A 21,465-nucleotide genomic window follows, 5' to 3' on the forward strand; every position below is an offset into this window, starting at 1 on the left:
CGGCCGCGGGAAAGCGATGGGCTCTGTCGCCATTGCTCTACAATCAGCCAGATCGCTCCAATGGAGGCATGTCCGAATGATCCGTTTGTCGCTCCTGGCGCTTGTCGTAGCGCCTCTGATCCTGTCGGCCTGCACGACCCAGCCTCTAGCGCCGGTTGCCGGCCAGCCCTCCGAACCCGTTCCGTCGTACCACGACGGCCAGTTCGACTTCGATCTGGCCAGCGGCAACTACAACTGCGAACATGGACTGTATGTCCACGTCCAGCGCGAAGTCCACGAGCGGGTGAACAACCGCATCGTCCTCGGCTGGAACGGCAAGAACTACCGCCTAGAACGCGACCCCTCCCACTCCGGCCTGCCGCGCTTCGAAGACGCGGTGAGCGGCCTGGTGTGGATCGACCTGCCGTGGAAGGGTTTGCTGCTCGAAGGCAAGACCCACAAGCCGCTCGCCAACGAGTGCCGGTCCGCATAGGGATTCCGGCAGGGTAGCGAGCACCGCCCGATGGACCGCAATGGCGGCGCCGGCGATCCGGCCTGCGCGCGTCCCGACGCGCCGTTACCGCCACGATCACAGATAGCAGGGCATGACCAAGACCTCCTCCAGCACCGCCCCGACCATCCCGCGCTTTCAGCCCGCCGGGTTCACACCCACTGCCGAGCAAAGCGCCATCCAGACCAACAGCGCGCGCTATATCATCGCCATGGCCAATGCCGGGGCGGCAAAGACCACGACCCTGGCGCTGCGTATCGCAGAGTCGATCAGACGCGGGGTTGCGCCCGATCACATCATCGCGCTGAGCTTTTCCAGCGCAGCGGCACGGGTCCTCGGGCGACGGCTGGTCGAGATCGGCGTCGACGACAAACTGGCACGCCGAGTCCGGTGTTCGACCTTCGACGACTTCGCGCGCGCAGTGCTGCGCGACCACGAAGGCTACGAAACCCCTTATCTGCCCGACTTCGAGGCGGTCGCCCCGCATGTGCGCGCCGCGGTGGCCGAAGTCGCCAGGATAAACGCCGAGCGCCGCGCCCCACGCGAACTCTGGCTGCCTGAACACAATGTCCAGATTGCCGATTTCCTGAAGATCGCCCGGCAGATGAAGGCCGCGCAGGTTTCACCGCTGCTGGACGAGGACGAGACCCTGGCCTCGCGGGCCGAAGCGATCAATGTGCCGGAAGGTCTGTTCGCGCTCTACCGCCAGCTCGAGAAGGCCCGTTCCGGCGAGGGCGACGGCTGCCGCTGGCGTACCGTGCTCGATGCGACCTTCGATCTGGCGATGGTCCTCGCGCGCGGCGAGGAGCCCGTCAGCCTGCCGGGCTACCGCGTCGTCATCGTCGACGAACTGCAGGACATGAACCGCGCCACCCAGACCTGCCTGGAGCACCTGATCGAGCAGGGCCGCGCCTGGTTCACCGGCGCGGGCGACTTCGATCAGGTCATCCATCGCTGGGCCGGCGCCGACGCCGGCGCCATCCGCACCGGCTTCGGCGCGGGCTGGCACGGGGTGAAGCGCCTGCCGCTCACCACCACCTTCCGCCACGGTCCGGCGATGGCCCTGGCCACGCGCTTTCTCAAGGACAAACCGGTGTTGTCCGGACGCAGCCACGACCCCCGGCTGCGGCTCGAGCGCTGCGCCGACCCGCGCGACGAAGCGGCCAGACTCGTCGCCGGTCTGCTCGACTGGCAGCGGCAGGGAAAGCGGCTCGACGCCTGCGCCATCATCGTGCGCGCGCCGCACCAGTCGATCGCGATCGAGAACGCGCTGCTCGATGCCGGCATCGGCTGGCGGGTGGAGGGACTGGAAAGCTATCTGCTGCGCCCCGAAATCCTGATGCTGCGCGGCGTGATCGCGTTTGCGCTGGACGACTACGAATCCATACCCGGCGTGGACAAGCGCTTCCAGGTGCTGCAGGCGCTCGAGCTGTGGCAGGAGCTTTCGTGGGGCAGCCGGCGCCTCGACGACCTCAAGACTGCCGCCGCCCAGCCCGATCTGTTCGACGCGTTTCTCAAGGGCCGGCTGCTGCGACCCCAGACCCGGGCCGACAACGCCGCCTCCGATCTCTCCGAACAGGGCGAAATGCAGGCCGCTCACCGGATGCTGGATCTGATCGCCCGACTGCGCCGCGAGGGCCGCCACGACGAAGCCAATGCCGTCCTCCGGCAACAGCACGCGGACGCACACACGGTCGACGAAGCCCCGTCGCAGCGCTACGCGCGCCTACGCCTGGAACAGGCCTTGGCGGTGCTGCGCGCGGCGCCGGCCGACGAGCCTGCCCATCTGGCGCTGCAGCGCGCGGTCGCGATCCTCGACCTGCGCGCCGTGGCACAACGGCTGTTCATCGACCCGAACACCGCTGCGATGGTGGCGAAGTCGGTCGACGGCTTTATCGACGCCGCTTGCCGCGTCGGCCAACCCTTGCGCGCGTTTGCCGAATGGCTGCGGCGTGCGGAGGAAAAGTCGGCCGAACTGCGCAAACGCAAGACCGTGCTGCTATGCACCGTCGAAGCCGCGAAGGGTCAGGAGTTCGACGCGGTGATGCTGCCCGGCCTCGCAGCGGACAACTTTCCGATGGCGGGCTGGGATCGCACCGAGGAGAGCAACCGCTTCTATGTGGCGATCACCCGGATGCGGGATGAACTCACCCTGTTCGTTCCCGAGCTCGCGGCGAGCGTCAGCCCGTTCGTGACCGCGATGAAACTGGACACTGCAATCGCACGCGGACGCAGCCAGCTCGATGCGCTAGTCACCGGGAATCCCTTAAACTGCGAATGACGTTGTTTTCCCGGCGGACCGCCCGGCCGCACCCGGCCGAGCGCTTCGTGTGGGTCGCACCGTCCTCGACACCGACTCACGCGGATCAACAGGCGATCGAATGGCCCGACCGGAACACCCGAACGACCCCGTGGCAATCGTCACCAAAACCGCGGCTGCACTCGGCAAAACAGCCGCTGGCCGTGCCGCGAAGGCTTTTCCGGTGGTTGCGGTCGGTGCATCGGCGGGTGGCCTCGAAGCCCTCGAACTGTTCCTCGCCAATGTACCGCCCGGCAGCGGCATGGCATTTGTGGTCATCCAGCATCTCGACCCCAACCACAAGGGCCTGCTGCCCGAACTGCTCCAGCGGGCGACATCCATGCCGGTGGCCCAGGCCAGGAACCGGATGAAGGTCAAACCCGATTGCGTGTATGTGATTCCGCCCAATCACGATCTGTCGATCCTGCACAACAGCCTGTCCTTGCTCGACCCGGTGGCGCCGCGCGGGATGCGCCTGCCGATCGATTTCTTCTTCCGCGCCCTTGCTGCCGATCAGCACGAGAACGCAATCGGCGTCGTGCTCTCCGGCATGGGCTCGGACGGCACCCTCGGCCTGCGCGCGATCAAGGAGCACGGCGGACTGGTGTTGGCACAAGAGCCGGCCAGTGCCAAATTCGACAGCATGCCGCGCCACGCCATCGACACCGGTCTGGTCGATATCGTTGCCCCGGCCGCGGAGTTGGCGCTGCGCATCGGCGATACCCTGCATCATTCCGCCGCGGCGGATCCGATGCCTGCGCCGATGCACACGGAGACCGCGCAGCGGAGTGCGCTCGCCAAGGTCTGCATCCTGCTGCGCGCACGTACCGGGCACGACTTTTCGCACTACAAGACGAACACCCTGTATCGTCGTATCGAGCGCCGCATCGCCATCCATCAGCTCGACCGCATGGCCGACTACGTCCGCTATCTGCGCGAAAACGCGCATGAGCTCGACCTCCTGTTCAAGGAGCTGCTCATCGGGGTGACCAGCTTCTTTCGCGACCCGACGGCCTGGAGCACCTTGCAGGAACAGGTCCTGCCCGAGTTGCTTGCCGGCTATCCGCCCGGGTCGACACTGCGCGCCTGGGTGGCGGGATGCTCCACCGGCGAGGAGGCGTACTCACTGGCCATCGCCTTCCGCGAAGCCGTGGAAAGCGGCAACGCCCTGCGACGCCATTCGCTGCAGATCTTTGCCACCGACCTGGACCCGGACGCTATCGCCGTGGCCCGTCGGGGGTTCTATCCGGCCAATATCGCGGCCGACCTCAGCCCCGAGCGCCTGGCACGCTTCTTCGTCGAAGAAGACCATGGCTACCGCGTCGTCAATGAAATCCGCGAGATGGTGGTGTTTGCGCCGCATGACGTCATCACCGATCCGCCCTTTACCAAGCTCGACATCCTGACCTGTCGCAACCTGCTGATCTACCTCGACACTGCGTTGCAAAAGAAGTTGATTCCGCTGTTTCACTACAGTCTCAAGGCGGGCGGCGCCCTGCTGCTGGGCAGCTCCGAATCCATAGGCGAATTCACCGAGCTGTTCACGCCGGTCGACGCCAGGATTCGCCTGTTTCGCCGCACCAATAGTGCGCTTCGGTCCATTACGCTCGAGTTTCCCACCCACGACTTCACCAGCAAGACCGAGACCGCCATGGACGCCAAACCCGAGCAAGCCGCCGCCAACCTCCAGAACCTGGTCGATCAGCTACTGCTCGAAAAGTTCGCCCCTGCAGCGGTGCTGGTCAACGCCGCGGGCGACGTGCTCTACATCAGCGGCCGCACCGGCAAGTATCTCGAGCCCGCCGCCGGCAAGGCAAACTGGAACATCCATGCGATGGCTCGGGAGGGGCTGCGAATCGATCTCACCTTTGCCCTGCCCAAGGCCCTGAAAAGCGGGGAGAGCGTGATCTGCCGCAATCTGAGGGTCGGCACCAACGGCGGAACGCAGGTAATCGACCTGACCATACACCCGATTGCAGAGCCGCCTGCCCTGCGCGGCATGGCGTTGCTGACGTTTGTCGACGTTGCGACCAGCCCGCAGGAAGCGGAGCCGAGGCGCACAGGCAAGTCGCGGCGCAACCCGCTGCTGGCGGAGTATGAACAGGCACTGACGCTTGCCCGGCATGAACAGCAGGCCCTGCGCGAGGAGATGCAGAGCTCGCAGGAGGAGCTCAAATCGGCAAACGAGGAGATGCAATCGACCAATGAAGAACTGCAGTCGACCAACGAGGAACTCACCACCTCCAAGGAAGAGATGCAGTCGTTGAACGAAGAGCTGCAATCGGTCAACGCCGAGCTTCAAGCCAAGGTGGACGAACTGTCGACCGCCAACAACGACTTGAAGAACCTGCTCAACAGCACCGACCTCGCCACCATTTTCCTCGACAACACGATGCGCGTGCGGCGCTTCACCAGTCACGCGACCCAACTGTTCAAGCTCATTCCGGGTGACATCGGACGCCCGCTGTCCGACGTCACCTGCGCACTCGTCTACCCCGAGTTCATCGACGACATCCGCCAGGTCATGAACACGCTTGCGTTCTCGGACCGGGAGGTGAGCACCACGGACGGGCGCTGGTTTCAGGTCAAGGTCATGCCCTACCGCACCCAGGACAACGTCATCGACGGCGTGGTGATCACCTTCAACGAGATCAGCCGCGCCAAGCGGCTCGAAGCCGAGCTGCGTGTGCTGGTCGCGCGCACCGACTGAACCCGCAGACGCCGTTCGCGCCCCCGGCAGCGGCCGTACTCAGCGCCGCCTGAGCACCAAGCCGCATTCCAGGTGATGGGTATAGGGAAACTGGTCGAACACGGCCGCCGCCGCAACGGCGTGGGTGGCCTGCAGTGCAGCGACGTTGTCCCGCAGGGTCTGCGGGCTGCAGGAAATGTACAGGATGTGGTCGAAGCCGGCCGCCAGGGCAAGGGTCGGCGCATCCAGCCCGCTGCGCGGCGGATCGACGAACAGGGTGGTAAACCGGTAGCTGTCGAGGTCGATCCCCTTCATGCGGTTGTATTCCCGCTCGCGTGCGAGCGCGCCGCTGATCTCGTCGCTCGACATCCGCACCATCACCACGTTGTCGACTTTGTTGACCGCCAGGTTGTAGTGCGCGGCCTGCACCGACGACTTGCTGACCTCGGTGGCGAGCACGCGGTCGAAGAGCGGGGCCAGGGCGACGGTGAAATTGCCGTTACCGCAATACAGCTCGAGCAGATCGCCGCCGAAGCCCGCGGCCTGGGCGCGCGCCCAGCCGAGCATCTGCCGGTTCACCCCGCCATTGGGCTGGGTGAAGCTGCCTTCGACCTGCTGGTAGCTCAGGTCGCGACCGTCGAGTTCGAACTGCTCGAGCAGCCAGTCCCGCCCGATCACGATCTTCTGTTTGCGGCTGCGCCCGATCAGGTGCACGTCGAGCTCGGTCGCGAGGCCCTGCGCGGCGGCTTCCCAGGCCTCGTCGAGCGGACGGTGGTAGATCAGCACGATCATCAGCTCGCCGCTGAGGGTGGCCAGGAACTCGACCTGAAACAGCCGGCGCTTGAGTATCTCGTTACGTTGCAAATGCTCGCGCAGGCGTGGCATGACGGCGCAGATGGCCTCCGCCGCGGGCGGAAAACCGTCGATCACGATCGGCTGTTTGGGTTCGGCGGGGTCGAACATCGCGTAGTCCACCCGGTCGCCCTGATGCCACATGCGGAACTCGGCGCGCAGCCGGTAGTGCAGCGGTGCCGACGCAAAGACCGCGGGCTCGGGGATGCCGAAGGGGGCAAAATCACGCTTGAACTGCGACACTTTGTCCGCCAGTTGCGACGCATAGGTGGCGGGATCGAAAACGGGTAGGGGCATGGGGTCCGTGGGTGTTGAGGCCGCTCCGGGACGAATCGTACGGGCAGGGCCATTGGCCGAGGGCGGAATATACGCCTCCCGGCCGCACAGCGGGAAAACGGCAGCGGCCGCGTCCGACCTCGGGCCGCGGTGCGGTCGGCGCCGGCTGCGATCAGCGCTCGCGCTCGTCGCGGGTGTCCACCTCGCGGATCACTTCACCCTCGATGACCAGGCCACCCGGCGGGTTCTCGCGCATCTGCCGGCGCAGATGGCGCGATTTCCACCACAGGTAGCCCCACGCCACCACGCCCAGGGTCAGTACGACGGCAAACAGCACCACCGAGAACATCAGGGCCAGGGCAAACACCGCCACCGCGACGGTAACGGTGACGATGCGCTGCAGCAGGCTGCGGGGCCCGTCCGGAGTGCCGGAAAACTGCTGGAAGAAATTCTTTCGCCTCTTGTCGGTATGCATGGGGTTCCTTGCGGCCAGAAGGGGGCCGCGATCCGGTAGGGTATTCAATCACGGGAGCGGGTCGGGAGCGGAAAGGAATCGTTTCGGCGTCGGCCCTCACGCACCAGGACGTGGCCGCACATTCACTGCACCGGCCCCGGCGCCGCCAGCCCCGCGCCGTCGCGGGCGCGCTGCTTGGCGGCGACGAATTCGGCCCGCGGAATGTAAAGCAGATCCCCGAGCTTGAGCATCAGCTGGTTTTCGTGATGACTGAGGATGCCGTCGGCGAAGGCGACCTGCCACAGGTATTCGACCATCCGCACCTTCTGCTCGAGGGTGAAACCGCGGTTGAGCTGCGACGTGAAGGTGAACAGATCGGGCGCATCGCGCGAGGTGGTTCGCCCCAACTCGAACAGTCGATCAACCTCGTCGTCGGCGAGCGCGAACTTCTCGCGCAGTGCACCGATGATCGCCTGCTGCTCCTGTTCGCTGCACTCGGCATCGGCGCGCATCATCTCGACCAGCAGCACCGCGGTGGCAAGCCGCAGCGTATGCTCGCGACCGCCCGGGTCCTGGCGGGCCACCACAGCGGGTGGGACGGTGAGGCTGTTGAAGAGTTCTTTCAGGGTTCGGATCATGTCAGGTGCTCGGAAGGGATTGCGCTACTCCCTGAGTGCATCGGCGGGCAAAAGAGTTCCGTGGCGGGCCGTGATCGGAGCTGACACGCACACCGCGATCAAGTCCGCTTGCGGGCGAATCCGCCCGCAACGGGGGCCGATCCGCAGGCCGCCCCGACTCACACCAGCCCTGCTTCGCGATCGAAGCGCATTGCCCTGAGCGCGTCGACGAACCACCCCAGCGCCTTGCCCTTGTTGGCGCCATGCCAGGCCACCGAGATCGGCTGCGGAGGCCGCGGCTCGGCCAGCGGCAGGATGCGCAGCGCGCCTTTCGCCACATCGCCGCCAATCCGGTGCAGCGGCAGATAGCCCACCCCCACGCCCTGGCGCTGGGCCTCGACCTTGCGGTCGAAGGATGGCACCACGATACGCGAGCGGCCGTCGAGCAGGCCGCTCGAACGCACCGGCAGATAGCGCGAGCTGTCTGCCACCACCACCGTGGGCCAGGCGCGTATGGCCGCGGCAGCCAGCGGGAGCGGCGCGTCACACAGCGGATGGCCGGCGGCAACTGCGAACACGAACTCGACTTCGCCGAGGCGATGGGTGGCAAGCCCGCCGACCGGAGTCTCGCCCGCGGCGCCGATCACCAGGTCGCAGCGGCCGGCATTGAGCGCATCCCAGGTACCGCCGAGCACCTCCTCGACCAGGCGGATCTCGGTCTGCGGGTGCGACAGCTGAAACTCGGCGATCAGCGCGTACACCGGGGCGAAATCGAGCACGCTGTCCACGCCGATGCGCAATTCAGCCTCCCAGCCGTCGGCAACCGACTGCACCATCCGGGTCAGGGCCTCGACCGCATCGAGCACCTGCCGCCCCTGCTCCAGCACCAGCCGGCCCGCCGGGGTCAGCACGGCCTTGCGCCGGCTGCGGTCGAAGAGCGCGACGCCGAGGTCCTCCTCCAGCTTGGCGACGGTGTAGGACAGGGCCGAAGGCACGCGGAACAGCGCCTCGGCGGCGGCGGCAAAACTCTGCTTGCGGTCGATGGCGTCGAGTACGCGCAAGGCGTCGAGGGTGATCGGCGAGGGCATCGTTCAATTTGATTGAATATTCAGTTCAATACTGACCGCTTTTTCTTCCGGCCTCCTTTATCTACTATAACTCCATCAGTCATCGACACTGATCAGACAAGGAGAAAAGAGATGAACACCCAACCGATCACCCGCATACTTTCTTCCAGCGCCGGCTTCGGCCCGCTGGCCCTGCGCATCCCCGCCGGCATCATCTTTGCCGCCCACGGCGCGCAGAAGCTGTTCGGCTGGTTCGGCGGACACGGCCTCGAGGGCACCGGCCAGTGGATGGCCTCGATCGGCCTCGAACCGGGCTACCTGATGGCGCTGCTCGCCGGCAGTACCGAGTTCTTCGGCGGTCTCGCCCTGCTCGTCGGACTGCTGGTCCGCCCGGCCGCGGTGGCGCTGGCGTTCGCGATGCTGGTCGCCATCTTCAGCGTGCATATCGGCAATGGCCTGTTCATGAGCAACAACGGCTACGAGTTCGGCCTCGCCCTGCTGGCGATCTCGGTCTCGCTGGCGATCACCGGCAGCGGTCGGGTCGCACTCGATCGCATGCTCGCCTCCACCGCCGCCGCACCCCAGCGCTGACCCACGCCACAAGGGGTGCGCCCGAATCACGGTGCCCCCGCCCCCACGGAGCATGCACGATGATGACCCTGCGCCACGCCGCCGACCGCGGCCACGCCAATTTCGGCTGGCTCGACAGCCACCACACGTTTTCCTTCGGCAGCTATCACGACCCGGCGCACATGGGCGTGTCGGTGCTGCGCGTGATCAACGACGACCACGTCGCCCCGGGTGCCGGCTTCGGCGCCCATCCGCACCGCGACATGGAGATCATCAGCTACGTGCTCGACGGCAGCATCGAGCACAAGGACAGCACCGGCACCCACTCGCGCCTCGGCGCCGGCCAGATCCAGGTGATGAGCGCCGGCACCGGCATCGTGCATAGCGAATACAACCCGGATCCCGAACAGCCGCTGCATTTCCTGCAGATCTGGATCGAACCGGCGCGCCGCGGCGTGCAGCCACGCTATGCGCAGCAGGACGTGCCGCAACAGGCCGGACTCAGCCTGCTGGTGTCACCCGATGGCCGCGATGACTCGCTGGCGCTGCATCAGGACGCCTTCATCCACGCGCTACGCATCGACGGCCAGTCGCTGCAACACCGCCTGGCCCGGGGCCGCACCCACTACCTGCACGTGGTGCACGGACCGCTGAGCGTCAACGGTACGCGACTGATCACCGGCGATGGCCTGACCCTCACCGACGAAGCGGAGATTGCGATCGCCGCGGACGGCAAGGGGGAAGCACTGCTGTTCGACCTGCCCTGAGCCGGCGCCAATCCGGCCATCGCGCGCTCCCGGCCGCAGGACGGAGACATCGACCCGGACCGGGGCCGGGGGCGTTTGCGTTCCCCCCAACCCTATGGCCGTGCCCGCACCGGGGAACCGGACACGGTCAGATCAGCTGCAGTCCGCGCAAGGCCATGATGCCCGCGCTGGTGGTCATGATCGACCCGAGCGTGGTCAGCGCGATGATGTTGGCCGCCAGCGGAGCGTTGCCGCCCATGGCGCGAACCATGACATAGCCTGCCGCCGCCGACGGCGCCGAAGCCATCAGCATCAGGATGCCGAGTTCGATGCCGCGAAAGCCCACGAACACGGCGCCCAGCGTAAGTACGAGCGGCACCACGAGCAGTTTGCCGGCGGCCGCGAGCAGGGTATTGGCCATCTCCAGCCGCAGGCTGCGGAAATTCAGTGAAGCGCCCGTGCACAGCAGCGCAAGTGGCAGGGTCATGTCGGCAAAATAGCGCCCCGACTGCAACACCAGCCCGGGCAGGGAAATCTCCAGCCACGAAACCGGAACCGCCAGCAGGATGCCGATGATCAACGGATTGGTGGCGATGCCCCTGGCGATCCGCCCCGCGCCCTGGTGCTTGTCCAGCGAGCGGCTCAGCGTGACCACCCCCAGTACATTGACCAGGATGGTAACCAGCCCGAGGTACAGCGAGGCGGTGGCAAGGCCGGCGTCGCCGTAGGCATTCACGCAGTACGCCAGGCCGATGACCCCGAAGTTCGAGCGAAACGCGCCCTGCACCACCACGCCCCGGTCGCGCTCGGGGTGCACGATGCGCTTCGCGAGCCGCTCCAGCGCCAGGTAGATCAGTGCGGTGGCGAGCAACCCGTAGCCGATCATGCCCAGGTTGGCCGCGTCGGAGATCCGCGTCTTGCTGATGCTGAGAAAGAGCAGGGCGGGCAGGGCGACGGTGAATACGAGCTTCGATCCGCCCTCGATGAAGCCGTCGGTCAGCATGCCGATGCGACGTAGGAACACCCCGAGCGCGAGGATGACGAAGATCGGTCCGGTGACCGCGAACGAGAACTCGAGGACCTCGAGGAATTCGGACATCAAGCACCTTGGCACACTACGGCAGAAGATCGGATTGCGGGCGACGCGAGCCGCGCGCGCAATGACGCGTGCGTCGCCGGTCGGGTCAGGGCCGCAGCAGGAACAGCAGCACGGAAAGACTCACCACCGACAACGCCGTCGACAGGAACACGGCCGAGGCGACCGTGGACTGACAGACGTTGTAACGCTGGGCGAACAGGTAGGGCGTGATCCCGGCCGGCAGCGCCGCGAGGGTAACACCGGTCACGACCCACAACTGCGGCACGTCGAACACCTGGGTCGCCAGCAGCCACACCAGCAGCGGATGCACCACCGCCTTGAGCGCCACCAGCACGGCCGGCTCCCCGAGGTTGCCGCCGATGTTGTAGCGCGTCAATGAGGCCCCCAGGGCGAACAGGGCGCAGGGCGTCGCCGCGGCGCCCAGACTCTTGGCCACCGTATCCACCGGCCCCGGAATGGCGACGCCGGTCAGCGCCACCAGCAGGCCCGCCGACAGGCCCCAGATGATCGGCGTGCTGCCGATGCTCTTCACCAGACTCAGCAGCAGGGCAGCGGTGGACTGCTTGCCTCCGAGCGCGGCCTCGATCAATGCCGTGGTGGGCGGCAGCATCAGCAGGCTGTGGCAGGCGATCATCACGAACAGGGGTAGCGCGGCCGACGGACCGTAGGCGGTCATGACCAGCGGAATGCCGAGCATCCCGGTGTTCGAAAAGCTTGCCCCGAGGCCGAGCACGCCCTGTTCGTCGAGCCGGCGCGCAAACAGCACGCGCCCCGCAAGCATGGCCAGACCGAACACGGCAAAGGCGCCTAGGTAGTACGACAACAGGTAGCCCCACGGCAGTGCGGCGGGCAGATCGGCCTGCGCGATGGCGCGGAACAGCATCAGCGGCAGTGCAAAATTGAATACGAAGACCGACAGGCCACGGTTGGCGGCCTCGTCGAACACGCCAGCGCGGGCGGCGGCATAGCCGAGCCCCAGGGTGCCGAACACCGGCAGGATGATGCCGAAGATGATGTCCACGAACGCCCTTCCGGCAGCCTAGGCTGCAACGATCGCCGGCGCCACGCGCGCGCTCATGCAGACGCGCCGCGCTCGGCCTCTTCCCGGACCCTCACCAGCCGTTCACGGCTGTTCGACAGGTGGGTGCGCATCGCCGCCCGTGCTGACTCCGGATCCTGACGGCGGATCGCATTGAAGATATCCTCATGCTCGCGATTGACGCGGTAGAGGTATTGGGCGAAATCATCGCCCACCAGTTTGGCAGTGTTGACCCTGGCACGCGGAATGATGGTCTCGCCGAGCTGCTTCATGAAGTCGGAAAAATGCGGATTGCCAGTCGCCTCCGCGATCGATAGATGGAAGCGGATATCGGCGCCGACGCAGCTGGCGTTATCGTTCACCGCCGCCTCGAAATCGTCGAGTGCGGCACGCATGGCCGCCAAGTGGGCATCGGTACGTCGCACCGCGGCGAGCGAGGCGGCTTCGGTCTCGAGGCTGATGCGCAGTTCGAGGATGGCGATGATGTCCTTCACCGTCATCAGGGTGCCGGGATCGATGCGCAATCCGCCCGGCGCTGCCGGTGCGCGCGCCAGCACGAAGGACCCGATGCCATGCCGGGTATCCACCAGCCCCGCCGCCTGCAGGCGCGAGATCGCTTCGCGCACCACGGTGCGGCTGACGCCGCGCTCGCGCACGATCTCGGATTCGGTCGGCAGCTTTTCGCCCGGGCACAGCGCCCCGGACTGGATACGTTGGGTCAGCTCGGCAACCAGCTCATGAGCCAGGCCACGAGACCGCCTCGGAGGTGGCGCATCCGCCATCGAGCCTGTTTGGGTGTTCATTTGGTGTCGCGCATTGCGCCCTCATTTCCGGATCGGCGTATCCCGCAAGCCTGTCGGCTCGTATTGTATGTTGTCGGACATCTTAAACCAAGCATCACGCGCATGAGCCCTCCGCCGCCGGCGCCGATGCATACGAACCGCCATCCCGACACTCGATCAGCCGGCATGGAACGGCGGACACCGGCAGCCTCGAAAGGGATAGCCACAGTGCACTGCAGATCTTCCCCCCATCCTCCGTAAGGCCTGACCGCGCGCGCTCGAACGGCTGCGCGGCGATAAAAATCACTTCTTGGCTCATCAAGATTCCACTTGCGAGGCCGATTTTCCAGTTATAGGATGTCATACCTCTATACGATCCATCCCGGAGTACCCTGCCCATGACCCACCCCCTACCCGCCGGCCACGCCCCGATCGTTACCACGATGCGTGTCGTTCCGGTCGCCGGCCAGGATTGCATGCTGCTGAATCTGAGCGGTGCGCACGCCCCCTATTTCACGCGCAACATCGTCATCCTCGAAGACAACGCCGGCAACACCGGGGTGGGCGAGGTACCGGGCGGCGAGAAGATCCGCCAGACCCTCGAAGACGCGCGCGAACTCGTGATCGGCCAGCCGATCGGTAACTGGAATGCCATCCTCAATACGATGCGCACGCGCTTCGCCGATCGCGACGCCGGAGGGCGCGGCCTGCAAACCTTCGATCTGCGCATCGCCATCCACGCCGTCACCGCACTCGAAGCCGCGCTGCTCGACCTGCTCGGCCAGTTCCTCGGCGTTCCGGTCGCGGCCCTGCTCGGCGAGGGTCAGCAACGCACCGAAGTGGAGATGCTCGGCTATCTGTTCTTCGTCGGCGATCGCACGCAGACCGATCTGCCCTATCGCAGCGAACGCGAAGGCGCCGACGACTGGTTCCGCCTGCGCAACGAAGCGGCGCTGACGGCGGAGGCCGTCGTTCACCTGGCCGAGGCGGCCTATGCCCGCTATGGCTTCAACGATTTCAAGCTCAAGGGCGGGGTGCTGCGCGGCGAACAGGAAGTCGAGGCCGTGCGCGCGCTGCACGAGCGCTTTCCCGACGCCCGCATCACCCTCGACCCCAACGGCGGCTGGCGGCTGAACGACGCGATCCGGCTGTGTCGCGACCTGCACGGCGTACTCGCCTATGCCGAAGACCCGTGCGGCGCCGAGAACGGCTTCTCCGGGCGCGAGGTGATGGCCGAGTTCCGCCGCGCCACCGGGCTGCCGACCGCAACCAACATGGTCGCCACCGACTGGCGCCAGATGATCCACTCGATCCAGCTCCAGGCCGTCGACATCCCGCTCGCGGATCCCCACTTCTGGACCATGCAGGGCTCGGTGCGGGTGGCGCAGCTGTGTCACGAATGGGGCCTGACCTGGGGCTCGCATTCGAACAACCACTTCGACATCTCGCTGGCGATGTTCACCCATGTGGCCGCGGCCGCGCCCGGACGGATCACCGCAATCGACACCCACTGGATCTGGCAGGAAGGCAGCGAGCGCCTCACCCGCGAGCCGCTGCAGATCGTCGCCGGCAAGGTCGCCGTACCGACCCGCGGCGGCCTCGGCATCGAACTCGACATGGACAGGGTGGCACAGGCCCATCACTGTTACCTCGCCAACGGCCTGGGTGCACGCGACGACGCCGCCGCGATGCAGTACCTGATCCCGGGCTGGACCTTCGACAACAAGCGCCCGTGCATGGTGCGCTGAATCACACGCTGCAGGCGATGGAGCGGCGCGTCGCCAGGCGCCTGTGGGCGTAGGGGAGGCGCCGTATGTTGTCTTACCTCTGAGGCACGTCGACTCGTGCGCGGACAGACTCTGCCGTGTCCGAGCGGGGGCACACAGCCGGCGAGCGGTATGGACGATCCGCCCCGACCCGCGCGTCCAACGCAGCTCCCATCCCGGCGATGCTGCGTAGCACCATCCGATGCATATCAGCCTGCAAGGGCGATTAAAGCATTCAGGCGTGATTCGATCGTGCACCGCGATAAGTGAATCTGTTCCATCGATCAAAAAACTGCTTGCCGGGTCGTTTTTGCAGTTATAGGATGTCGTACCTCTTTGGCAAAGACGACAGTGCCGCTCCCACCGGACCAACCCCTCTCAACCCTGCGGAGAAACCAACATGAGACTCGGATTCATTGGACTTGGCATCATGGGCGCCCCGATGGCCGGCCACCTGCTCGCCGCCGGCCACTCCCTGTACGCCTTTTCCCGCAGCGGCGTGCCGGCGCAGCTGCTCGAGCAGGGAGCCACCGCGTACGCCAGTGCCAGCGCCGTCGCCGCACAGGCCGACATCATCTTCATCATGGTGCCCGACACCCCGCATGTCGCCGACGTCCTGTTCGGCGACACCGGTGTCGCCGAGGGCCTGAGCAAGGGCAAGACGGTGGTCGACATGAGCTCGATCTCGCCCATCGCCACCAAGGACTTCGCCGCCCGCATCAATGCGCTCGGCTGCGACTACCTCGATGCGCCGGTTTCCGGTGGCGAAGTCGGGGCCAGGGCCGCCAGTCTGACCATCATGGTGGGCGGCAGCGAGGCGACTTTCGCCCAGGTCAAACCGCTGTTCGAGCTGATGGGCAAGAACGTCACCCTGGTCGGCGGCAATGGCGACGGCCAGACCTGCAAGGTGGCCAATCAGATCATCGTCGCGCTCAACATCGAGGCGGTCGGCGAAGCGTTGCTGTTCGCCTCCAGGGCGGGCGCCGATCCGGCCCGCGTGCGCCAGGCGCTGATGGGCGGCTTCGCCGCGTCGCGCATTCTCGAAGTCCATGGCGAGCGCATGATCAAGCGCACCTTCGATCCGGGCTTTCGCATCGAGCTCCATCAGAAGGATCTCAACCTCGCCCTCGAAGGCGCGCGCGCGCTCGGACTTGCGCTGCCGCATACCGCCAGCGCGCAGCAGCTGATGAATACCTGCGTGGCCAACGGCGGCGCAGCCTGGGACCACTCGGCCCTGGTACGCGCACTCGAGATCTCCAGCAACTGGACCATCGCCGGGCACTGAATCCATCGGACCCTTCCCGCGTGCGCGGGCCCCGAGCGAACAAGCCAGTGCTTCCCTGACTCATCCGAGGACGACCATGACTCTGCCCATCAACCACTTCAAGCACGCCATCCAGTCCGGCCACAGGCAGATCGGGCTGTGGTCGCACCTGTGCAGCAACATCAGCACCGAGATCCTCGCCGGCTGCGGCTACGACTGGCTGTTGCTCGACATGGAGCACTCGCCCAACGAACTGCCCGCCATCCTTGGCCAGCTCCAGGCGATGAGCGGCGGCAGCGCGACGCCCATCGTCCGTCCGCCGTGGAACGACATGGTCACCCTCAAGCGCCTGCTCGACATCGGCGTGCAGACGGTGTTGATCCCCTACGTGCAGAGCGAGCAAGAGGCACGCGATGCGGTCGCCTTCACCCGCTATCCGCCGCACGGCGTGCGCGGTTTTGCCGGGGCGCCGCGGGCTTCGGGGTACGGACGGGTGAAGGACTACGCCCACCGCTGCAACGACGAACTGTGTGTGCTGGTGCAGGTCGAGACCGTGCAGGGCCTGCAGAATCTGGAGGCGATCGCCAGGGTCGACGGCATCGACGGCGTGTTTGTCGGTCCGGGCGATCTCGCCGCGGCCCTCGGCCACCTCGCGAACCCCAAGCATCCCGAGGTACAGGCGGCGGTCGAGGACGCCATTGCCCGCATCCGTGCCTGCGGCAAGCCCGCCGGCATTCTCACCGCGGACGAGGAACTGGCCCGGCGCTACGTCGAGCTCGGCTGCCTGTTCGTCGCCGTCGGCGCCGACCAGAACGTGCTGCGCAATGGCGCCGAAGCCCTGCTGCGCCGGTTCAAGGACTGAACGCTGCAGCACCCGCGATCAGATGGCCGCACGAGGTCAGGAGCGAGACGAAAATGATTGAACACAGCAGTGCGGCAACCCCGGTCGTGGTGGACATGCAGGTCATCCCGGTTGCCGGCCGTGACAGCATGCTGCTCAACCTGTGTGGTGCGCACGCCCCCCACTTCACCCGCAACCTCGTCATCCTCAAGGACAACGCCGGTCGCACCGGCGTCGGCGAGGTGCCTGGCGGCGAGGGCATCCGTCTGGCCCTCGAACGCGTCGCCGCGCTCGTAGTTGGGCAACCGGTCGGCCGCTACAACCGCATCCTCAACGCCATGCGCCGGGCCATTGCCGGAGACGAGCGCGGCGGGCCGCAGTCCACCGTGCACCAGGTCAGCTCGGCCGCCGAGGCCGCCGTGCTCAAACAACCGCACGAGATCAACCTGCGCCTGGACAATGTCATCACCGCGGTCGAGGCCGCGCTGCTCGATCTCCTCGGCCAGCATCTGGAGGTTCCGGTGGCCGAGCTGCTCGGCAGCGGACAGCGGCGCGACCACGTGCCGATGCTGGCCTATCTGTTCTACATCGGAGATCGCGCCCGCACCGACCTTCCCTATCTCGCAGGCGAGGGCGACGGGTGGTACCGCATCCGTCATCTCGAAGCCCTCGACCCGGCGGCGATCGCGCGCCAGGCCGAAGCCGCCGCCGCACGCTACGGCTTCCGCGACTTCAAGCTCAAGGGCGGGGTCATGCACGGCAGCGAGGAGATGGAGGCGATTGCCGCGATCAAGGGCCGCTTTCCCGATGCCCGGGTCACGCTCGATCCGAACGGTGCGTGGTCGCTGGCCGAAGCCATCGCGCTGTGCACCGGCCAGGCTCACCTGCTCGCCTACGCCGAAGACCCCTGCGGACCGGAACACGGCTTCTCGGGACGCGAGATCATGGCCGAGTTCAGGCGTGCCACCGGCATCCCCACCGCGACCAACATGGTCGCCACCGACTGGCGCCAGATGGGGCACGCGTTCCGCCTCGACGCGGTCGACATCCCGCTCGCCGATCCGCACTTCTGGACCATGCAGGGTTCGGTCCGTCTCGCCCAGATGTGCGAAGAGTGGGGGCTGACCTGGGGCTCGCATTCGAACAACCATTTCGACATCTCGCTGGCGATGTTCACCCATGCCGCCGCTGCGGCCCCGGGGCGCATCACCGCGATCGACACCCACTGGATCTGGCAGGAAGGGCAGGAGCGCCTGACCCGTGAGCCGCTGCGGATCGTCGGCGGCGAGGTGGCTGTGCCGCAACGGCCGGGGCTCGGCATCGAACCCGACATGGAGCGGATCATGCAGGCCCACGAAGTCTACAAGAAGGTCGCCAGCGGGGCCCGCGACGACACCATGGCGATGTGCTACCTGGTGCCGGGCTGGCAGTACGACCCCAAGCAGCCGAGCCTCGGTCGCAAGCAGCACTGAACAACACAACGGCAAGCCCAACCGTCACACCATCCCAGGAAGGAGACTCATCATGAAAAAGACACTCTGCGCATCCCTCGTTGCCGCATTCGTGGCCGCCACCGCAGGCAGCGCCTTCGCCGCGGATGCCAGCGCATGGCCGACCCGCGCAGTACAGGTGATCGTGCCGGCGAACGCCGGCGGCGACACCGACTTCAACGCCCGGGTCATGGCCAAACACTTCACCCAGGTCACCGGTAAATCAATGGTCATCACCAATATGGCCGGCGGTGGCGGCACGGTCGCGGTGTCGCACGTCCAGGGCAGCCAGCCCGACGGCAACACGATCTTCTTCGGTCACACCGGACAACTGATTGTCAACGAGGTGGCCGGGCTGGCCGACTACAGCTACGAGGCACTGGACGTGGCCTGCATCGCGGGGGTGGACAAGGGCGCGGTGTTCGTGACCGGCAAGGCCTCCGGCATCAAGGACGTCGATGATCTGATCGCCAAGGCGAAAGCCAACCCGGGTTCGGTGATCTACGGCACCGAAATGGGCGGTTTCTCCCACCTGCAGGGGCTGGTGTTCGAGAAGCTGGCAGGGGTCAAACTGAAGATGGTCGACTCCGGCACCGCATCGGAAAAAGTGACCGCCCTGCTGGGTGGACGAATCGGAATCGGCGCCATCAGCTACGGCGTCGTCCATGATTACGTGGTCAAGGGCGACATGCACGCCATCGCTCAGCCCAACGCGGAACGCAACGCCCTGCTCGGCGACATCAAGACCTTCCGCGAACAAGGTATCGACATGGTGATGGACAAGCCGTACGTGATCGCCTTCCCGAAAGGCACCGATCCCGCGATCATCAACAAGATGTCCGGACTGATGAAGCAGATCAGCGAGAAGCCGGAGTACGCGCAGGAACTTGCCAAGACCTACAAACAGCCGGTCAGCTACCACGGCACCGAGGAGGCCCTCGGCATCCTCAAGCAGACCCGCGAGAACTTCATGCAATACAAGGACGTGTTGCGTCAGGCCAGGAACTGATTCCACCCCTGCCGGGATCGGCCCAGCGGGGCCGGTCCTTCATCCTTACCACTTCCCTCCCGAGAGCTCATCATGGATCGAGTCAAGAAGAAGGAACTGCTGATCGGCATCGTCATGCTCGGTGCCGGACTGATCTACCTCCTCCTCACCATGAACCTGCCGCGCAAGGGGCTGATCGACGCCGCCTTCGTGCCCTACGTGCTCGCCGCAATCATGTGCCTGCTCGGGGTGGTGCAACTGAGCACGGGCTGGAATCTGAAATCCGGCGCGCCGGTTGCGACGCCCGAGGGCGGCACGACCGCCCATCCTGATTACCTGACGGTACTCAAGACCCTGGGACTGATCGTCGCCTATATCGCTTTGCTCGACACCGTCGGCTTTCCGATCATGACCGTGCTCTACCTTTACGCCCAGTTCATCGTGCTCACCCCGATCGAGCAGAACGTGGCGCATCTGCGTTACGGCGCGATCGCGGTGGTCGCATCGGCACTGATCTTCGTCACCTTCCGCCACGGCTTCGATCTGATGCTGCCGGCCGGATTCCTCGACTTCATCGGCTAGACGGAGACGGCAATGCTCGAACTCCTGTACCAAGGCTTCACCGCCGTGTTCTCGCTGCAGATTTTCATCCTGATCACCCTGGGGGTGGCCGTGGGGATCGTGTTCGGCGCGGTTCCCGGGCTCACCGCGGTCATGGCCATCGCGCTGTGCCTGCCGCTGACCTATACCATGGGCCCTGCCGCCGGCCTGTCGCTGCTGGTCGCGCTCTACATCGGGGCGACCTCGGGTGGCCTGATCTCGGCCATCCTGCTGAAGATTCCCGGCACCCCGTCATCGATCGCGACCACCTTCGACGGCGGACCGATGATGGAGAAGGGCGAAGGGGTGAAGGCGCTCGGGGTCGGCGTGGTGTTCTCCTTTCTCGGCACCATCTTCAGCATCGTGGCGCTGATCTTCATCGCGCCGTGGCTCGCCACCGTGGCCTTGAGTTTCGGACCGCACGAGTATTTCGGCATCGCCATCTTTTCGCTGACCCTGATCGCCACGCTGTCTGCCGGGTCGATGGTCAAGGGCCTGTTCGCAGGCGTGGTCGGCTTCGTCCTGTCCACGGTGGGCATCGCCCCGGTCGATGCGATTCGCCGCTTTACCTTCGATCAGCCCAATCTGAACAGCGGCTTCGCGCTGCTGACCGTGCTGGTGGGGGTGTTCGCGATCGCCGAGATCATCAAGGTCGCGGAAAGTGCACGCGGCGAACACAAGACCCAGGTCGGCCAGGTGAGCATGAAGCAGCTCAAGGGGTTCGGCTTCTCGCTGAAGGAGTTCTTCGGCCAGATTCCGAACGCGGTCCGCTCGGCCTTCCTCGGCCTCGGTATCGGCATACTGCCCGGCATCGGCGCCGGCACCTCGAACATCGTGGCCTATATCGCCGCCAAGAAGCGCTCGAAGCATCCGGAGCAATTCGGCAAGGGTTGCATCGATGGCATCGTCGCGCCCGAAACGGCCAACAATGCCGGCATCGGCGGCGCCATGATCCCGTTGCTGACGCTGGGCATCCCGGGCGACGCGGTGACCGCGATCCTGCTCGGTGGCTTCATGATCCACGGCATCCAGCCCGGGCCCATGCTGTTCGTCACCCAGGGCGGCCTGGTCTACACCATTTTCGCCGCGCTGATCCTGGCCTCGGTGATGATGCTGGTGCTCGAGTTCTACGGCCTGCGCATCTTCATCAAGCTGCTCGCGGTACCCAAGCACATCCTGCTGCCGATCATCCTGGTGTTGTGCGTGGTCGGGGCCTTCGGTCTCTCCAGCCGGATCTTCGACATCTGGACCATCGTGCTGTTCGGCCTGCTCGGCTATGGCTTCGTCAAGGGCGGCATCCCGCCGGCGCCCTTCATCATCGGCTTCATCCTCGGCCCGATGGCGGAGACCAACCTGCGCCGCGGCCTGATGCTGTCGGACGACAGTTTCATGGGCTTCCTGACCTCGCCGATCTCGGGCGTGTTCCTGGCATTGGCCCTCGCCGTCGTGCTGTGGCACGTGTATGGCGCGATTCGCGGCAAGGGCAGCAGCGCGGCCGCAGCCGTCCTGCGTGCCTGAGCGCGGCAATCGCCCCCC

The 21,465-nt window shown here is 66.0% G+C and carries 18 protein-coding genes and 1 pseudogene; 12 read left to right on the forward strand and 7 right to left on the reverse strand.

From position 1 onward, the window contains the following. Positions 1-76: 76 nt before the first annotated feature. The 3 genes from AC3A35_RS12420 (at position 77) to AC3A35_RS12430 (ending at position 5,499) form a co-directional block, all read left to right on the forward strand. Positions 77-472 carry a hypothetical protein gene (locus AC3A35_RS12420; protein ID WP_487436414.1) on the forward strand — a complete coding sequence of 132 codons (396 nt, stop codon included), beginning with the start codon at positions 77-79 and terminating at the stop codon, positions 470-472. A 112-nt stretch (positions 473-584) separates the two neighbouring features. After that, positions 585-2,771 carry a UvrD-helicase domain-containing protein gene (locus AC3A35_RS12425; RefSeq protein ID WP_487436415.1) on the forward strand — a complete coding sequence of 729 codons (2,187 nt, stop codon included), beginning with the start codon at positions 585-587 and terminating at the stop codon, positions 2,769-2,771. 100 nt (positions 2,772-2,871) lie between these two features. Further along, entirely contained in the window at positions 2,872-5,499 is a 2,628-nt protein-coding gene (locus tag AC3A35_RS12430; protein ID WP_487436417.1) for a chemotaxis protein CheB, read from the forward strand. A 39-nt stretch (positions 5,500-5,538) separates the two neighbouring features. Here the strand turns inward: AC3A35_RS12430 and trmA are convergent, their stop codons facing one another. The 4 genes from trmA to AC3A35_RS12450 form a co-directional block, all read right to left on the reverse strand. Then, complete coding sequence (gene trmA / locus AC3A35_RS12435) at positions 5,539-6,627, reverse strand: tRNA (uridine(54)-C5)-methyltransferase TrmA (protein WP_487436418.1); 1,089 nt, start codon at positions 6,625-6,627, stop codon at positions 5,539-5,541. Positions 6,628-6,778: 151 nt separating this feature from the next. Next, positions 6,779-7,081, reverse strand: a complete 303-nt coding sequence (locus AC3A35_RS12440; RefSeq protein WP_487436419.1) for a hypothetical protein — start codon at positions 7,079-7,081, stop codon at positions 6,779-6,781. Positions 7,082-7,203: 122 nt separating this feature from the next. After that, complete coding sequence (locus AC3A35_RS12445; RefSeq protein WP_487436420.1) at positions 7,204-7,698, reverse strand: tellurite resistance TerB family protein; 495 nt, start codon at positions 7,696-7,698, stop codon at positions 7,204-7,206. Positions 7,699-7,856: 158 nt separating this feature from the next. Then, a complete protein-coding gene (locus tag AC3A35_RS12450; protein WP_487436421.1) occupies positions 7,857-8,765 on the reverse strand; it encodes a LysR family transcriptional regulator in 909 nt (302 codons plus the stop codon). 111 nt (positions 8,766-8,876) lie between these two features. Here AC3A35_RS12450 and AC3A35_RS12455 point away from each other — a divergent pair, with 111 nt between their 5' ends. Beyond that, on the forward strand, positions 8,877-9,335 hold the full coding sequence (locus AC3A35_RS12455; RefSeq protein ID WP_487436422.1) for a DoxX family protein: 459 nt from the start codon (positions 8,877-8,879) through the stop codon (positions 9,333-9,335). A 59-nt stretch (positions 9,336-9,394) separates the two neighbouring features. Next, positions 9,395-10,081, forward strand: coding sequence for a pirin family protein (locus tag AC3A35_RS12460; protein ID WP_487436424.1), 687 nt, complete (start codon positions 9,395-9,397; stop codon positions 10,079-10,081). A 127-nt stretch (positions 10,082-10,208) separates the two neighbouring features. Here the strand turns inward: AC3A35_RS12460 and AC3A35_RS12465 are convergent, their stop codons facing one another. The 3 genes from AC3A35_RS12465 to AC3A35_RS12475 form a co-directional block, all read right to left on the reverse strand. Next, entirely contained in the window at positions 10,209-11,159 is a 951-nt protein-coding gene (locus tag AC3A35_RS12465; RefSeq protein ID WP_487436425.1) for an AEC family transporter, read from the reverse strand. Between the two features lie 85 nt (positions 11,160-11,244). After that, positions 11,245-12,180 (reverse strand): AEC family transporter, encoded by a 936-nt coding sequence (locus AC3A35_RS12470; protein ID WP_487436426.1) that lies wholly within the window; start codon positions 12,178-12,180, stop codon positions 11,245-11,247. A 53-nt stretch (positions 12,181-12,233) separates the two neighbouring features. Continuing rightward, positions 12,234-13,001 (reverse strand): FadR/GntR family transcriptional regulator, encoded by a 768-nt coding sequence (locus tag AC3A35_RS12475; RefSeq protein WP_487436427.1) that lies wholly within the window; start codon positions 12,999-13,001, stop codon positions 12,234-12,236. Between the two features lie 377 nt (positions 13,002-13,378). Between AC3A35_RS12475 and gudD the strand changes: the two genes are divergently transcribed. The 7 genes and pseudogenes from gudD (at position 13,379) to AC3A35_RS12510 (ending at position 21,447) form a co-directional block, all read left to right on the forward strand. Further along, on the forward strand, positions 13,379-14,728 hold the full coding sequence (gudD, locus tag AC3A35_RS12480; protein ID WP_487436428.1) for a glucarate dehydratase: 1,350 nt from the start codon (positions 13,379-13,381) through the stop codon (positions 14,726-14,728). Positions 14,729-15,107: 379 nt separating this feature from the next. After that, positions 15,108-16,031: pseudogene (gene glxR, locus AC3A35_RS12485) on the forward strand (2-hydroxy-3-oxopropionate reductase); the annotation flags it as partial. Positions 16,032-16,107: 76 nt separating this feature from the next. Continuing rightward, positions 16,108-16,872 carry an aldolase/citrate lyase family protein gene (locus AC3A35_RS12490; protein ID WP_487436429.1) on the forward strand — a complete coding sequence of 255 codons (765 nt, stop codon included), beginning with the start codon at positions 16,108-16,110 and terminating at the stop codon, positions 16,870-16,872. A gap of 53 nt (positions 16,873-16,925) precedes the next feature. Further along, entirely contained in the window at positions 16,926-18,323 is a 1,398-nt protein-coding gene (locus AC3A35_RS12495; protein ID WP_487436430.1) for an enolase C-terminal domain-like protein, read from the forward strand. A gap of 52 nt (positions 18,324-18,375) precedes the next feature. Then, a complete protein-coding gene (locus tag AC3A35_RS12500) occupies positions 18,376-19,350 on the forward strand; it encodes a tripartite tricarboxylate transporter substrate binding protein (protein ID WP_487436431.1) in 975 nt (324 codons plus the stop codon). Positions 19,351-19,422: 72 nt separating this feature from the next. Next, positions 19,423-19,911, forward strand: a complete 489-nt coding sequence (locus tag AC3A35_RS12505; protein WP_487436432.1) for a tripartite tricarboxylate transporter TctB family protein — start codon at positions 19,423-19,425, stop codon at positions 19,909-19,911. A gap of 12 nt (positions 19,912-19,923) precedes the next feature. Next, positions 19,924-21,447, forward strand: a complete 1,524-nt coding sequence (locus AC3A35_RS12510) for a tripartite tricarboxylate transporter permease (RefSeq protein WP_487436433.1) — start codon at positions 19,924-19,926, stop codon at positions 21,445-21,447. Positions 21,448-21,465: the final 18 nt, after the last annotated feature.

This window comes from Azoarcus sp. Soil_N_20, assembly GCF_057656155.1.

Coding starts and splice junctions, on each gene's coding strand:
- AC3A35_RS12430 (WP_487436417.1), top strand. CDS start 2,872: ATGGCCCGACCGGAACACCCGAACGACCCCGTGGCAATCGTCACCAAA.
- AC3A35_RS12440 (WP_487436419.1), bottom strand. CDS start 7,081: ATGCATACCGACAAGAGGCGAAAGAATTTCTTCCAGCAGTTTTCCGGC.
- gudD (WP_487436428.1), top strand. CDS start 13,379: ATGACCCACCCCCTACCCGCCGGCCACGCCCCGATCGTTACCACGATG.
- AC3A35_RS12510 (WP_487436433.1), top strand. CDS start 19,924: ATGCTCGAACTCCTGTACCAAGGCTTCACCGCCGTGTTCTCGCTGCAG.
- AC3A35_RS12465 (WP_487436425.1), bottom strand. CDS start 11,159: ATGTCCGAATTCCTCGAGGTCCTCGAGTTCTCGTTCGCGGTCACCGGA.
- AC3A35_RS12420 (WP_487436414.1), top strand. CDS start 77: ATGATCCGTTTGTCGCTCCTGGCGCTTGTCGTAGCGCCTCTGATCCTG.
- AC3A35_RS12505 (WP_487436432.1), top strand. CDS start 19,423: ATGGATCGAGTCAAGAAGAAGGAACTGCTGATCGGCATCGTCATGCTC.
- AC3A35_RS12500 (WP_487436431.1), top strand. CDS start 18,376: ATGAAAAAGACACTCTGCGCATCCCTCGTTGCCGCATTCGTGGCCGCC.
- AC3A35_RS12455 (WP_487436422.1), top strand. CDS start 8,877: ATGAACACCCAACCGATCACCCGCATACTTTCTTCCAGCGCCGGCTTC.
- AC3A35_RS12490 (WP_487436429.1), top strand. CDS start 16,108: ATGACTCTGCCCATCAACCACTTCAAGCACGCCATCCAGTCCGGCCAC.
- AC3A35_RS12495 (WP_487436430.1), top strand. CDS start 16,926: ATGATTGAACACAGCAGTGCGGCAACCCCGGTCGTGGTGGACATGCAG.
- trmA (WP_487436418.1), bottom strand. CDS start 6,627: ATGCCCCTACCCGTTTTCGATCCCGCCACCTATGCGTCGCAACTGGCG.
- AC3A35_RS12475 (WP_487436427.1), bottom strand. CDS start 13,001: ATGAACACCCAAACAGGCTCGATGGCGGATGCGCCACCTCCGAGGCGG.
- AC3A35_RS12445 (WP_487436420.1), bottom strand. CDS start 7,698: ATGATCCGAACCCTGAAAGAACTCTTCAACAGCCTCACCGTCCCACCC.
- AC3A35_RS12460 (WP_487436424.1), top strand. CDS start 9,395: ATGATGACCCTGCGCCACGCCGCCGACCGCGGCCACGCCAATTTCGGC.
- AC3A35_RS12425 (WP_487436415.1), top strand. CDS start 585: ATGACCAAGACCTCCTCCAGCACCGCCCCGACCATCCCGCGCTTTCAG.
- AC3A35_RS12450 (WP_487436421.1), bottom strand. CDS start 8,765: ATGCCCTCGCCGATCACCCTCGACGCCTTGCGCGTACTCGACGCCATC.